This window comes from Pseudomonas sp. LBUM1655, from assembly GCF_059716085.1.
On sequence record NZ_CP166801.1, the window covers coordinates 3,931,792 to 3,946,465 of the forward strand.

Sequence of the window (14,674 nt, forward strand, 5' to 3'; positions counted from 1 at the left end):
TGACGAAGCAAATCAGCCAGCCAGACCGACAAACATATCCTGCACGTCATCATGGTTGTCGAGGCCTTCCAGGAACGCTTCAACCTCAGCCATCTGCTCATCGCTCAAACCGCTGACCGGATTTTTCGGCTGGTAGCCAAGCTTGGCCGACAGCACGGTGAAACCTTGTTCCGGCAGGGCTTTCTGCACCGAATCCAGATCGGTCGGATCAGTCAGGAACAGGGTTGCGCCCTCTTCACCTTCTTCAAAATCCTGAGCACCGGCTTCGATCGCGGCCATTTCCGGATCGGCGTCCGGGGTGTCCGGCGAGGCTTCGATCATGCCCACATGGTTGAAGTCCCACGCCACGGAACCGGAAGCGCCCAGTTGGCCCTTGCGGAATGCCACGCGGATTTCCGCGACGGTGCGGTTGATGTTGTCGGTGACGCACTCGACGATCAGCGGCACCTGGTGCGGGGCGAAACCTTCGTAGGTCACGCGATGGTATTGCACGGTTTCGCCCAGCAGACCGGCGCCTTTCTTGATGGCGCGATCCAGGGTCTCCTTCGGCATCGAGGCTTTCTTGGCCTGTTCGACCACCAGACGCAGGTGTGCGTTGGTGGTGGTATCGGCACCGTTGCGAGCAGCAATGGTGATTTCTTTCACCAGTTTGCCGAAGATTTTGCCCTTGGCGTTGGCTGCCGCTTCTTTGTGTTTAACCTTCCACTGTGCGCCCATTACTCACTCTCTTGATCTGTGGCGCCGAGACATCTATTGGCCGACGCGTGGCGGCAAGTTTATACGGCCTAAAGTCGGCAATCGACCAAAAAAATCCAATGCGGAATCGACTTCTTCACCAGTGCTTGTAGGGCAATTCTGAAAAACGCCTTTGACATGACCATTCAGCGCTGGGGTTTCGTACCCTCTGAGGCCCGTATTGCCTGACAGAGCCTGTTCGAATGCTCAATGACAAGGAAAGTCCGTTCACCCTTACCCTGACCGCCAGCGGGTTATGCCTGCCGGTGCTGCGTTTCAAAGGCGAGGAAGCGCTTAACCAGCCCTACCGTTTCGACATTGAGCTGATCGGTCTGGCACCCGCCGTGGCGCCAGGCACGCTGTTGCAGCAACCGGCATTTCTGCGCCTGGACGATCATCACGGGGTTCACGGCATCATCCACAGCGCCAGTTGCGAACATCGCGGAACGCACCGGATCGGCTATCGCCTGATAGTGGTGCCCCACCTGCAAAGCCTGGCCCGGCGGAGTAATCGGCGCGTGTTCGTGCAACTGAGCGTGCCGCAGATTCTCCAGCAGTTGCTCACTGAAAATGCGCTGCCCGGCGATAGCTACCGGATTGAAATGACCGTGGGGCAATACCCGGTGCGGCCGTTCTGCATCCAGTTCGAGGAAAGCGATCTGGCGCTGCTGCACAGACTTTGCGAAGAGGAAGGCATCCACTATCACTTCGAACACCGGCCCGACGGTCACGTTGTGGTGTTTGCCGATGACAGCCTCAGCCTGCCGCAAGAACCGGCGCTGCTGCCGTTCAAGGCTGATGAGCAAGCGCCCTCGCCCACTATCAGTGAGCTGTTCCAGCATCACCACGCCGCGCCGATTCCGACGCTCCACGCCGTACGCAATCGAGGGCAGCAAACTCTCGGCGAAGATGCCGCCAATCAGACCCCGTCAAATCCACCCACACCGCTACCCTCGCTGGAGCAGCGCTACAGTGAACAGCGCAGTCGTCGGCATCTGGAGCGACAACGTTGCCAGCATCGCTCGATCAATGGACGCAGCGACTGTATCGGCTTGCTCAGTGGGCATTTGTTGCAGGTGACGGAGCATCCGATCAGCCACTTCAACGAGCAATGGCGAATCACCTCCATCCGCCATCATGGACAACATCCATCGATCCTTGACCCTACCCCGTCGGTGCACCGTTATTACAACGATTTCAGCGCCCAGCCCTGGTCCACCGACTTTCGCCCACCGCTCAAACAACGGCGCCCGAGTGTCGCCGGCTATCATCTGGCGGAGGTCATTGGCACGCTGGGGCAAACTGCGCGGTTCGACGAACTCGGCCGGATCGCCGTCAGACTGTGGCCCTCGGAACCATCACAAACCACCGACACCGAAGCGATCTGGCTGCCGATCGCCATGACCCGAGCCAATGGCCGAATAAGGCCTGATGAGTTGCCCGGCGCCGGCAGCGAAGTATGGGTGAGCTTCCTCGACAGCGATCCCGACCGACCGATTCTGTGCCTGGGCTACACCCGCAATCCCAAACCCCGGGCAACACAACCCGCGTCCGACAGCGGTTTGTTGCTCGACTGGTTGCTCAATCGCGCGACATAACCTGTAGGAGCTGTCGAGTGAAACGAGGCTGCGATTTTTTGGTTTTGCTTTTAACCATCAAGATCAAAAGACCGCAGCCTTCGGCAGCTCCAGAGGTAAGTGGTGTGCTCAGCCTTTGTCCGCCTTGCCCGCCGCCGCAGCAAATTTTGCCAGGCGCACGTCCAGATGCCGGGGCCGGCGCCCGTGGTCTTCGGCGCGCTCCTTGCGGCGGATGGCGTTGCGCACCATCAACGATCCGAGATAGCGGATCGGCTCCGGCGGGAAGTAACCCAGCGGCCCATTGACCAGTGGCGAGCGCGTCCAAGGGTTATCCAGCCCTTGCACCAAGGAGGCGAGAATCTGCCCGCCCATGTGACACGGCCCCACGCCGCTGCCGGAATACCCAAAACCGTAAAACACATTACCGCTGTTGCTCATCTGGCCGAAAAACGGCAGACCAGTCACCGAGCGATCGGACGGCCCGTTCCAGGTTGCATCGACTTTGACATCAGCGAACACCGGAAAGAAATCGCCAAGACTGCGCTTGAGCAATCCGGCATACGGCGATGGCTGATCGAATACCGGCAGCATCCGCCCGCCAAAGGCAAATGTATTGCCGCCCTTGCCGAGCATGATCCGGCCGTCGGGAGTGTTGTGGTAGTAGTGCACGAAAATCCGCGAATCGAGCACGGTGACGCCACTGGTCAAACCGATTTCCTGCAGCAGATCCGGGCGCGGCTCGGTGATCAGCATGTCGCTGGAAACGATCGCCACGCTGCGCTCGAACTGTGGAAACGCGCGGGCCATCCACGCGTTCATTGCCAGCACCACGCGGTCGGCGATCACGCTACCGTTCGCGGTGTGAATACGCGCTGGGCGGCCCTCCTCCAAACCGGTCATTGCGGTGTTTTCGTGGATCTTCACCCCAAGTTGCAACGCCACCCGCCGTAACCCGCGCACCAGTTTGCCCGGTTGCACACTGGCGGCAGCCGGGGAAAACCAGCCTTCCAGATGCTTGCTCGACCCGGCCATGCGTTGTACATCCGCCACCGGGCGCTGGCTGAACGAGTTGATGCCGTTGCGCTCCAGCGCCGCGATCACGGCGTCGGTCGAGCCGACCTGCGCGCGGTTGGTGGCGGTGTAAAGCGTGCCGTCGAGGCGGTAATCGGCATCGACGCCAAATTGCTCGCAGAACTCGCCGATGGCGTGGATGCTGCGCTCCGATTCCTTGACCAGCCGCACCGCTTCTTCGACGCCGAACAAGCGCTCGAGGGTGAAGTACTTGGCCGACCACGACAGCGCGCAACCGCCGTTTCGCCCACTGGCGCCAGCGCCACAGATGTCGGCTTCGATCAACAACACATCGAGTTCGGGGTTCTGTTGCTTGAGCATGATCGCCGTCCACAACCCGGTGTAACCGCCGCCGACAATGCACACGTCACTGCGCACTTCGCCTTGCAGCGGCGGGCAAGTTGCGGACGCATCGGCCTGCAAGGCCTGCTCCAGCCAAAACGGTCTCATGGGATTCTCCAGTCAGTTGGCCACGACACAGCCTGCCGCGAACGCCGCAGCAGGCCGCGAGGCAAAGGGTTTCAGGAACGCAGAGGTTTGATCGTCAACGGGCAATTGGGGATGGACGCGCGCGGCTCCATCACGCCGACCGGACGGCTGTTCCAATGCGGGATCAGCACCAGCGCCGAGAACAGCGCGCAACCGGCGAAGACGATGAACACCGTCACCGTATCGAAATAACCCGGCAGCAAACCGCCGAGCACCGCGCCGACCGAGCCGCAGCCGTTGACGAATCCGGCAGCGGTAGCGCCAGCCTTGGCTTTACCGAAGTCGATGGCGGCCGCGCCGCTGATCATCGAGTCCGGGCCATACAGGGTCAGGCCCATGACAAACAGCAGCGCCACCACCAGCAATACACTGCCGGTTTGCAAGGCGCCCATGAACAGCGCCAGGGTTACGGTCAGTGCCAGCAGACTGAGCACACAGGCCGGCATGCGCCGGGCGCCGAACAGTTTGTCCGAGGCCAAGCCGATCATGATCGGCCCGAGCAACCCGGCCAGTTCGAACGAGGTCGGAATGATCGCTGCCCCCACCTTGCCGACGCTGGGCATCTGCTCAAAGACAATCACCGGCCCCCACAGCAAAATCGCGTAACGCGCCGGTTTCAACATGAAGTAAGCCAGCCCCAGCACCAACACCGTGCGGTTGCGCAGGATCTCCTTCAGCGGCTCCCAAACGCTGAGTTTGCTGTTGGCTTCGATCTCTTCAGCACTCAGTTCAGGCTCCGGTTCCACCGCCGGCAGACCGACGTCTTCCGGTTTGTTGCGCTGGAAGATAAAGAACAACACCGCCACGACCGCAACCACCACCGCACTGGAAATAAACGCCGCGTGCCAGGTGCCCACCAGCGTGTACGCCCACCAACCGGCGAACGGCGACGCCACCAGACCGCCAAACGCATAGCAGGAACTCCACAACCCAAGCACTCGCCCACGTTGTGCGGAAGGGAAAAAACTGCCGAGGTTCTTGCACAACCCCGACCAACCGGTGGACTGCGCCAACCCCTGGATCAACATGCAGGTGGCGAAGATCGGCAACGTTGCAAAACTGCCCATCACCAGCGCCGCCGCAGCGGAAATCAGCAATCCGCCGAGCACCACGACCCTTGGGCCAAAGCTGTCGGCGAGCATGCCCCAAGTGAATTGGCCGATCGCGTAAGCCGCCAGATAGATGGCATCGAGATTGGCCATGGTCATTTTGTCGAGCATGAAGTTCGGGTCTTCACCGATGCCGAGTTTGGCCACCGAAAACGCTTTGCGGGTGAAGTAGAAAGCGGCGTACGCGAGCCAGGTAATAGCGAAAATCTGCATGCGCCAACGCGCAATGGTGCCGATGTGCTTGTTCATTGTGGTTCTGACCTCAGGGTGTGAGTGTGCCGGCAGAATCGTTAAGTAAACGCCTGTGTTTTTTATTGTTGAGCACTGCGATATCACCCCATCCCTAAAGCGATACCGGTCAGATGAGTCCTGCTGTTGCACGCACAGGCTCATCGCCAACGCTGCTGTCCGATCGGGCAGTCATCGATGGCGTGAGCGGATCAAAGCAATTACTGTTTAATAAATAAAATCGATTTATCGTATTTCACACATAAGCTCAGCTTGTTACTGGAGGCTACATGTCGGTGTCCCACGCCCAGCTCAAAGCCTTCCATGCCGTGGCCGTACATGGAAGCTTCACCAAAGCCGCCGAGCGGCTTTTCCTCACGCAACCGGCGATTTCCGACCAGGTGCGCAAACTCGAAGAACGCTTCGGCGTTTTATTGTTTCATCGCAATAAACGTTCCGTGCGTTTGACTGACCTCGGCGAACGCTTGCTGACGATTACTCAGCGCCTGTTTGTGATTGAAGCCGAAGCGCAGGAGCTGCTTCAGGAATCCCAGGCCTTGCAGACCGGCAGCCTGATTCTGGCGGTGGATGCGCCGGTGCATGTGCTGCCGCAGATTGCGCGGTTCTGCGAGCGATATCCGGGGATCAGCGTGAAGATCGAGACGGGCAACACCGATGAATCGCTGTTTCGGCTGTTCAACTATCAGGCCGATCTAGCGCTGCTGGGTCGGGATGTCAGTGATGAACGTTTGCTCAGCGTGCCGTTGCGCAACGATCCGATGGTGGCATTCGTTTCGCGCAATCATCCGTGGGCGGAGCGTGAATCGATTTGCCTGGCGGACCTCGACGACACGCCGCTGGTGTTGCGTGAACACGGTTCAGTGACGCGGCAGACACTGGAAGAGGAAATGGCCCGGGCCGGGTTTCGCATTCGCCCGGCGATTCAGGTTGAGGGGCGGGAAGCGGCGCGGGAAGCAGTGGTGGTGGGGATTGGTGTGGGGGTTGTTTCGGCGGCGGAGTTTGGCGCGGATTCGCGGGTATGCGCGTTGCCGATTACCGATTGCACCCGGCGGCTCACTGAAACACTGGTGTGTTTGCGTGAGCAGAGTTCGCGGCGGGTGGTCGCGACGTTTCTCGATATGGTTCGCGAAAGTCTTGTGTAGCCAGTGATGGCCCTATCGCTGGCAAGCCAGCGATGAGTGCGTCGCGGTGTATCAGACTGGCGCCAAGCCAAAGAACGCCTGAATCAACCGCAACTCCCGCCGCCGCTCCATGCAGCCAATCATGTGCCGGTTCACGAGCCCCTCGCCGACAATCGGAATCGCCACCACTCGCGGGTCATGGCTGACCTCCACCGACGACACCACGCCAACCCCCAACTGCGCCGCTACGGCCTCCGTCACCGCTTCGCGGCTGTCCAGTTCGAGCAGCACACGCGGATGGATCGACGCCTGCGCACACGCCTGATCAAACGTGCGCCGGGTAATCGAACTCGGCTCGCGCAGCACCATGATCACCTGATCAAGTTCCTTGAGCTTCACCTCTGCGACGCGCTCTGCCCAAGGGTGTCCGGCCGGCACCAGCGCGCAAATCCGAGATTCATTCAGTGCTTGCAGATGCAGTCCCTTGCGCGGCTCGACTTCAGTCAGCACCGCGACATCGGCGTGCTCCGATAACAGTGCGGCGAGGGTTTCCTGCGCATTGCCCAGACGCAGATTCACGGTAATCCCCGGATACCGCGCGCGCAGGCTGGCGAGCATCGGCATGACCATGTGCGGCCCATCAGCCGCCACTTCCAGGCGCCCAGTGAGCAGCTGACGGTTGGCTTCGAGCATCGTCTGCGCTTCTTCCGCCAGACCGAACATGGCCCGGGTGATCGCTGCGAGTTTGGTGCCCTCCTCGGTCAGTTCCACCCGTCGCGCGGTGCGCCGCAACAGGGTGATCTGGTAGTGCTCCTCCAGCGCCTTGATGTGCCCGGTGACCGCCGGCTGGCTGATGAACAACCGCGCGGCGGCGCGGGTGAAGCTGCCTTCACGGGCGACGGCGTCGAAGGCGCGCAGTTGGAACAAGTTCATGAATAAGCCTCACTGATGGCTGGCATAACAACAAACAATTTGATTGATGCAACGGCGAATTGCAACGTATGCCCCGTAGCTTCATCCCACAGCGCTTTCCGAGGACACACGAATGAGTATTGCCGAACCCATCCTGCTCACTCCCGGCCCGTTGACCACTTCGGCCCGCACCCGCCAGGCGATGATGGTCGACTGGGGGTCATGGGATGACCGCTTCAACCAACTGACCGCCAGCCTCTGCGAGCAATTGCTGGCGATTCTCAACGGCGCCGCCACTCACCATTGCGTGCCGTTGCAGGGCAGTGGAACCTTTGCGGTCGAAGCGGCCATCGGCACTCTCGTACCCCGCGACGGCAAGGTGCTGGTGCTGATCAACGGTGCCTACGGCAAGCGTCTGGCGAAAATCTGCGAAGTGCTCGGCCGTTCGTTCAGCACTTTCGAAACCGCTGAAGATGAACCGACTACTGCTGCCGACGTTGATCGTCTGCTGCGCGCCGACAGTGATATCACCCACGTCGCGCTGATCCACTGCGAAACCAGCACCGGCATCCTCAATCCGTTGCCGGAAATTGCCCAGGTTATCGAGCAACACGGCAAACGCCTGATCATCGATGCCATGAGTTCCTTCGGTGCCTTGCCGGTGGATGCGCAGCAAGTGCCTTTCGACGCACTGATCGCAGCGTCTGGCAAATGCCTGGAAGGTGTGCCGGGGATGGGTTTTGTCTTCGCTCGTAAAGAGTCGTTGGCCGCTGCCGCCGGTAATTCGCAGTCGCTGGCGATGGATCTGTTCGACCAGCACACCTACATGCAGAAGACCGGCCAGTGGCGCTTCACCCCGCCGACCCACGTGGTCGCGGCGCTGCACGAAGCCTTGCTGCAATACAACGAAGAAGGTGGCCTGCCGGCGCGGCATGCGCGCTACGCCGCCAACTGTCAGGCGCTGATGGAAGAGATGGCCAAACTCGGTTTGCGCAGCTTCCTACCGGCAGCGATTCAGGCGCCGATCATCGCCACGTTCCACGCGCCGACCGATCCTCGTTATCAGTTCAAGGACTTCTACGAACGGGTCAAGGCCAAGGGTTACATCCTCTACCCCGGCAAACTGACCCAGGTCGAAACTTTCCGCGTCGGCTGCATCGGCCACGTCAGCCCGGCGCAGATGCGCGAAGCGGTCGCGGCGGTAGGTGAAGTGCTGCGCGAGATGGAAGTCCTCGAAATCTGATTCACCACAAATCCCACATTTTGAATTGCATTGCCAACTCAGGAATTTTCGCCATGAACTACACCAATCCAACCAAACTGCAAGCCGCCATCCTCGACTGGGCCGGCACCGTGGTCGACTTCGGTTCTTTCGCCCCGACACAGATCTTCGTCGAAGCGTTCGCCGAGTTCGACGTCCAGGTCTCCATCGAAGAAGCCCGTGGGCCGATGGGCATGGGCAAGTGGGATCACATCCGCACCCTGTGCGATCAGCCGCAGGTCGCCGAGCGGTATCGCAAGGTGTTCGGCCGCACCCCGACCGACGATGACGTCACCGCGATCTACAACCGTTTCATGCCGTTGCAGATCGAGAAGATCGCCGAACACTCGGCGCTGATTCCCGGCGCCCTGGAAACCATCGCCAACCTGCGCCAGCAAGGGATCAAGATCGGCTCCTGCTCCGGCTACCCGAAACCGGTGATGGATAAAGTCGTGGAACTGGCCGCCACCAATGGCTACGTCGCCGACCACGTGGTCGCCACCGACGAAGTGCCAAATGGCCGCCCATGGCCAGCCCAGGCACTGGCCAACGTGATCGCGCTGGGCATCGATGATGTCGGCGCTTGCGTGAAGATCGACGACACCGTGCCGGGCATTCTTGAGGGCCGTCGCGCCGGGATGTGGACGGTTGCGCTGATCTGCTCGGGCAACGCGCTGGGTCTGGATTACGAAGGGTTCCGTGCATTGGGCAGCGATGAGCTGGCCAGCGAACGCATGCGCATCCACGCGCTGTTCGAAAGTTCGCGCCCGCACTACATGATCGACACCATCACTGATCTGCCGGAAGTGATTGCCGACATCAACAAGCGTCTGGCCAATGGTGAGATGCCGCAGTCGAGCTGATCTGCCCCGCGCCGTATGAAAAAACGCCCCTGTCTTAGCGACAGGGGCGTTTTTTTGGCTGCACCTTGATTCAGCGCATTGAAAGACCGATCAGCCTCAGGCAAATCCGTCAAAGCGGATTACAGTTAAAACATGCCGTCGCCCAAGAACGGCCCGTTTCGACCCTGATCTGTGAGGAAACACCGTATGCCGTGGACAAGTTCCGAATCTCGCTACAGCACCGTATCGGTCCTGCTGCACTGGTTGATGCTGGTGTTGTTGGTGCTGGTCTACGCCAGCATGGAATTTCGTGGTCTGTTCCCCAAGGGCAGTGGCGGACGCACGCTGATCAAAGAAGCCCACTACATGCTGGGCCTGACTGTGTTCGTGCTGGTGTGGTTTCGCCTGCTGGCCCGCAGCGTCGGCGCGGCGCCAAAAATCTTCCCGGCTTCGCCGCAATGGCAAACCCTGCTGGCGCGTTTGATGCACTGGGCGTTGTACTTGTTCATGATCGGCATGCCGATTCTCGGCTGGTTGATCACCAGCGCCGAGGGGCATCAGGTGATGTTCTATGGTTTCGATCTGCCACTGCTGGTAAGCGAGGACAAGGCGTTCGCCAAACAGGTTGAAGGCTGGCATGTGTTGATCGCCACGGCAGGTTACTGGCTGATCGGGCTGCATGCGCTGGCGGGGATTTATCACCATTACGTGGTGAGGGATAACACGTTGCTACGGATGATGCCAAAACGGGCGGATCGCTGATTGTCCGGAATGGAAACACCATCGTGGTGAGGGGATTTATCCCCGACGGGTTGCGAAGCAACCCCATCAAGCCGCGGGACTGCCAAGCAGTCCATCGGGGATAAATCCCCTCGCCACAGGGTGCTCGCTTCTACTCAGGAATTACGGTTGAAGCCTCGGCGTCCTTGGAGTCCGCCGGTATGCACGAAGATCAGTCGCGTGCCGCTGGCAAACCGGCCCGCTTCGACCTGCTGCTTGAGCGCCAGTAACGCCTTGCCGGTGTACAACGGCTCCAGCGGCACACCACTGAGCTGTTCGGTCTGTTCGATGAAGCCAAGCAATTGCGCATCGACCTTGGCGAAACCGCCTCGGCTGGCGTCGAGCAACTGGTAATCCGCTGTGGCCAAGCCTGCCTCGCGAACGATCGCCTCGACGTGTGGCGCGACCCCGTGATCGTCAGGCACGGCCAACGCGCCGTACACCGGACGCTCGCCGGCCTCGACCAGCGCCAGCCCAGCCAACGTCGTCCCCGTGCCGCAAGCCAGCCACCAACCGTGGTAATCGATCCAGCCCAGATCGCTCAACTGCGCATCGACCTGAACCTTCAGTGCTGCGCAGCCCAGTGCTCCAGGCAATCCCCCACCGCCCTCCGGCACCGCATGCAGCGTCGGATATTGCGCCTGCCACGGCAGCCAGAAACCCGGTTCATGCCGCGCCCGATAGCCGCCATAACCCAGCCAATGCAGTTGCATGCCGAATGCTTGCAGATCCTTCACCGTCGGCGTTTCCTGCGGATGGCCACGCAACAGCCCCACGGTTTTGAACCCCAGACGCTTGCCCGCTGCGGCCAAGGCATGCAGATGATTGGAATGCGCCCCGCCGAGGCTGATGATGCCGTCGGCGCCTGCGTGGTCGGCGGCTTTGAGGTGTTCGACGAGTTTGAACCACTTGTTGCCGCTGATCAGTGGGTCGATCTGATCGAGGCGCAGGATCGCGACTTCGATGCCGGCGGTGGTGAGCCAGTCGAGTTGAAGAAGGTTGAGAGGGGCTTGGGGAAACATAAGCACGGCATGATCTGAAAAAGACCACAGTCTACCAGCCAACAATAAATCCTTTAACAGTTGCCACAGGCTGCGAGCTTGATCATTCCCACGCAGAGCGTGGGAATGATCAACAGTGGAGATGTGTGGTTTTAGAGTTCGGCGGCCAGACGCGAACCCTGATTGATTGCGCGCTTGGCATCCAGCTCCGCCGCCACGTCGGCACCGCCGATCAGGTGCACGTTCTGCCCGGCGGCCACCAGCCCGTCATGCAGTTCACGCAGCGGATCCTGCCCCGCGCAGATGACGATGTTGTCCACCGCCAGCAGCTGTGGCTCGCCGCTTTCGCCGATGCGGATATGCAGGCCTTCATCGTCGATGCTCAGGTATTCGACGCTGTTGAGCATCTGCACCTGCTTGTTCTTCAGCCCCGTGCGGTGAATCCAGCCGGTGGTCTTGCCCAGACCGTCGCCCACTTTGGTTTTCTTGCGCTGCAACAGGAACACTTCACGGGCCGGCGCATGCGGCGCTGGCTTGATCCCGGCCACACCACCACGGGCCTCAAGGTGGGTATCAATGCCCCACTCTTTCCAGAACGCGGCACGATCCAGACTGGTGGCCACCCCTTCATGCACAAGGAATTCCGACACGTCGAAACCGATACCGCCGGCACCGATCACCGCCACACGCTTGCCCACCGGTTTGCGCTCGAGGATCACATCCAGGTAGCTCAACACCTTGGCATTCTCGACGCCCGGAATCGCCGGCACACGCGGCGCAATGCCAGTAGCGAGGATGATCTCGTCGTAACCACCCTCAACCAGTTTGGCCACATCGACGCGGGTGTTCAGGCACACCTCGACGTGGGTGGTCTGCAACTTGCGCTTGAAGTAACGCAGGGTCTCGAAAAACTCTTCCTTGCCCGGCACGCGCTTGGCGATGTTGAACTGGCCACCGATTTCGCTGGCCGAATCGAACAGTGTCACTTGATGCCCGCGCTCGGCGGCCACGGTGGCAGCGGACAACCCGGCAGGCCCGGCGCCGACCACGGCGATCTTCTTGATTTGCTGCACCGGCAGATAATTGAGCTCGGTTTCGTGGCAGGCACGCGGGTTGACCAGGCAACTGGTGAGCTTGCCGCCGAAGGTGTGATCGAGACATGCCTGATTGCAGCCGATGCAGGTGTTGATTTCGTCGGCACGCCCTTCGGCAGCCTTGTTGACGAAGTCCGGGTCGGCAAGGAACGGCCGCGCCATCGAGACCATGTCGGCATCGCCTTCAGCGAGAATCTGCTCGGCGATTTCCGGCGTGTTGATACGGTTGGTGGTGATCAGCGGAATGCTCACCGAGCCGCGCAGCTTGGCCGTAACCTTGCTGAATGCCGCACGCGGCACCTTGGTGGCGATGGTCGGGATCCGCGCTTCATGCCAGCCGATGCCGGTGTTGATGATGGTCGCACCGGCCTGCTCGATGGCTTTGGCCAGGATGACGATTTCTTCCCATGTGCTGCCACCCTCGACCAGATCGAGCATCGACAGACGGAAAATGATGATGAAATTCGGCCCGACCGCTTCCCGGACGCGACGCACGATTTCTACCGGCAGGCGCATACGGTTTTCGTAGCTGCCACCCCAACGGTCTGTACGGTGGTTGGTGTGCGCGGCGAGGAACTGGTTAATGAAATACCCTTCCGAGCCCATGATCTCGACGCCGTCGTACTCGGCGGTTTGTGCCAGTACCGAGCAAGTGACGAAATCGCTGATCTGCTTCTCGATGCCTTCCTCGTCCAGCTCTTTGGGCTTGAACGGGTTGATCGGCGCCTGAATCGCGCTCGGCGCTACCTGTTTCGGACTGTAGGCATAACGGCCGGCGTGAAGGATCTGCATGCAGATCTTGCCGCCCGCCTCGTGCACCGCGCGGGTGACGATGCGGTGTTTGAGCGCTTCTTCCTCGGTGGTCAGCTTGGCCGCGCCGGAATACACACCGCCCTCGTCGTTCGGGCCGATCCCGCCGGTAACCATCAGGCCGACGCCGCCTCGGGCACGTTCGGCGAAGTACGCCGCCATGCGCTCGAAACCGCCCGGTTTCTCTTCCAGGCCAGTGTGCATCGAACCCATCAGGGTACGGTTGCGCAGCGTGGTGAATCCCAGGTCCAGCGGGGCCAGCAGGTGCGGGTAATGAGCGGCGGTCATCGGTAACTCCACAACGAGCAATCACGGAAAATTGCGGGAGCTCTGTGTCCCCCGTCAGTCATGTTCGACAGACTAAGAGTCGCAACGCTGTCACTCAATGACCGTAACTGACAAGTTAATGACCAAAATGCGCAGCGCCCCTTGGCAAGCGCGGACAGGCGCCCTACCCTAGTCGCCACACCCTGTACCCGGTTGTTGTTGGTTTTCATGCGCAAACTTCTGTACCTGTTTTTCTCCATGGCCATCGTGGCCGCCCTGACCACCTACGCCATGTGGGCGGCGGATCGGCCCGCCGGGCATTATCTGTCGGACCTGCGCATCAAACTCACGGTCGATGAGGGTACGCCCGGCGACCGTGGCAATCTGCTCGGCATCCAGCCCGAACTGTTTCCCACCGACTATCAAAGCTCAGAGCGCCTGCACCGCAAACTCGCCGCGTATTTGCAGCAAGCCCAGGATCAGGGCTTGTTGAATGACAAGACCGTGGTGGTGTTGCCGGAACATGTCGGCACCTGGCTGATGATCAGCGGCGAAAAAGACGAGCTATACCAGGCCCCGACCCTCGCCGAGGCGATGAACTGGATGGCCGCCAGCAATCCATTATTGTTCGCTCGCGCCTGGCTTGGCGCCAAAGGTAGCGATCGGCTGAACGACGCCCATCTGCGCATGAAATCGCGCGCCATGGCCAAGGATTACCAGGCGCTGTTCGGCGGTCTGGCCAAGGAATTCCATGTGACGCTGGTGGCCGGCTCCATCGTGTTGCCCGAGCCGAGCATCCGCGACGGCCAGCTCAAACCCGGCAGCGGTGCGCTCTACAACAGCAGCGTGGTCTTCGGTCGCGACGGTGCGCCGCTCGGCCAGCCGCAGCGGCAAATGCACCCGATCTTCGATCAACGTGAGGTCATTCAGGCCAGTGAACAGACAATCAACGTCGTCGACACCCCGGCCGGACGCCTCGGCGTGCTGATCGGCAGTGACAGCTGGTATCCGGACAACTACCGCAAACTCGACGAGCAAGGCGCGCAATTGATCGCGGTACCGGCGCAAGTGTTCGGACATGGCGCGTGGGATAAGCCGTGGCGTGGCTACAAGGGTTCGAGTACACCGAGCTCAGTCAGCCTCAAACCCGGTGAAGTCAGCGAAGGCCAAGCCTGGCATCGCCTGACCTTGACCGCGCAACCACCCAGCAGCCGCGCAATTGCCGGTATGAGCGTGTTCCTGCGCGGCCAGTTCTGGGACAAATCCAGTTCCGGGCAGAGCTTTCTCAGCAGCAACGGCCAGCAGTTCGCCGACGGCGACGCCCGTGGCGCACGCTTGCTGAATATCTGGTTGTAA

General features: G+C 60.7%; 12 protein-coding genes. 6 read left to right on the top strand and 6 right to left on the bottom strand.

Annotation, left to right across the window (positions count from 1 at the left end; translation table 11 throughout):
- Positions 1-12 precede the first annotated feature (12 nt).
- The gene (locus tag ACA074_RS17500) at positions 13-717 is read right to left on the bottom strand and encodes a YebC/PmpR family DNA-binding transcriptional regulator (RefSeq protein WP_187680468.1); all 705 of its coding nucleotides are present in this window, start codon (positions 715-717) and stop codon (positions 13-15) included.
- 221 nt (positions 718-938) lie between these two features.
- Between ACA074_RS17500 and ACA074_RS17505 the strand changes: the two genes are divergently transcribed.
- Positions 939-2,333 (top strand): type VI secretion system Vgr family protein, encoded by a 1,395-nt coding sequence (locus ACA074_RS17505; RefSeq protein WP_497677484.1) that lies wholly within the window; start codon positions 939-941, stop codon positions 2,331-2,333.
- 108 nt (positions 2,334-2,441) lie between these two features.
- On the opposite strand, the gene ACA074_RS17510 is transcribed toward ACA074_RS17505, so the two are convergent.
- Positions 2,442-3,833, bottom strand: a complete 1,392-nt coding sequence (locus tag ACA074_RS17510) for an FAD-dependent oxidoreductase (protein WP_497677485.1) — start codon at positions 3,831-3,833, stop codon at positions 2,442-2,444.
- Between the two features lie 71 nt (positions 3,834-3,904).
- Entirely contained in the window at positions 3,905-5,230 is a 1,326-nt protein-coding gene (locus tag ACA074_RS17515; RefSeq protein WP_497677486.1) for an MFS transporter, read from the bottom strand.
- 269 nt (positions 5,231-5,499) lie between these two features.
- On the opposite strand from ACA074_RS17515, the gene ACA074_RS17520 reads away from it, so the two are divergent.
- Positions 5,500-6,372 carry a LysR family transcriptional regulator gene (locus ACA074_RS17520; protein WP_489880298.1) on the top strand — a complete coding sequence of 291 codons (873 nt, stop codon included), beginning with the start codon at positions 5,500-5,502 and terminating at the stop codon, positions 6,370-6,372.
- Positions 6,373-6,423: 51 nt separating this feature from the next.
- On the opposite strand, the gene ACA074_RS17525 is transcribed toward ACA074_RS17520, so the two are convergent.
- Positions 6,424-7,284, bottom strand: coding sequence for a LysR substrate-binding domain-containing protein (locus tag ACA074_RS17525; RefSeq protein WP_187680473.1), 861 nt, complete (start codon positions 7,282-7,284; stop codon positions 6,424-6,426).
- A 112-nt stretch (positions 7,285-7,396) separates the two neighbouring features.
- On the opposite strand from ACA074_RS17525, the gene ACA074_RS17530 reads away from it, so the two are divergent.
- The 3 genes from ACA074_RS17530 (at position 7,397) to ACA074_RS17540 (ending at position 10,128) form a co-directional block, all read left to right on the top strand.
- Positions 7,397-8,506, top strand: a complete 1,110-nt coding sequence (locus ACA074_RS17530) for a 2-aminoethylphosphonate--pyruvate transaminase (protein ID WP_497614710.1) — start codon at positions 7,397-7,399, stop codon at positions 8,504-8,506.
- A 53-nt stretch (positions 8,507-8,559) separates the two neighbouring features.
- Positions 8,560-9,387, top strand: a complete 828-nt coding sequence (gene phnX / locus ACA074_RS17535; RefSeq protein WP_497677487.1) for a phosphonoacetaldehyde hydrolase — start codon at positions 8,560-8,562, stop codon at positions 9,385-9,387.
- A 186-nt stretch (positions 9,388-9,573) separates the two neighbouring features.
- Positions 9,574-10,128, top strand: a complete 555-nt coding sequence (locus tag ACA074_RS17540; RefSeq protein WP_497614712.1) for a cytochrome b — start codon at positions 9,574-9,576, stop codon at positions 10,126-10,128.
- Between the two features lie 134 nt (positions 10,129-10,262).
- On the opposite strand, the gene ACA074_RS17545 is transcribed toward ACA074_RS17540, so the two are convergent.
- Together ACA074_RS17545 and ACA074_RS17550 are read right to left on the bottom strand one after the other, a co-directional pair.
- Positions 10,263-11,168, bottom strand: a complete 906-nt coding sequence (locus ACA074_RS17545) for a 1-aminocyclopropane-1-carboxylate deaminase/D-cysteine desulfhydrase (protein ID WP_497677488.1) — start codon at positions 11,166-11,168, stop codon at positions 10,263-10,265.
- Positions 11,169-11,299: 131 nt separating this feature from the next.
- Complete coding sequence (locus ACA074_RS17550; protein ID WP_497614716.1) at positions 11,300-13,339, bottom strand: 2,4-dienoyl-CoA reductase FMN-binding domain-containing protein; 2,040 nt, start codon at positions 13,337-13,339, stop codon at positions 11,300-11,302.
- 207 nt (positions 13,340-13,546) lie between these two features.
- Between ACA074_RS17550 and ACA074_RS17555 the strand changes: the two genes are divergently transcribed.
- Positions 13,547-14,674, top strand: coding sequence for a carbon-nitrogen hydrolase family protein (locus tag ACA074_RS17555; protein WP_497677489.1), 1,128 nt, complete (start codon positions 13,547-13,549; stop codon positions 14,672-14,674).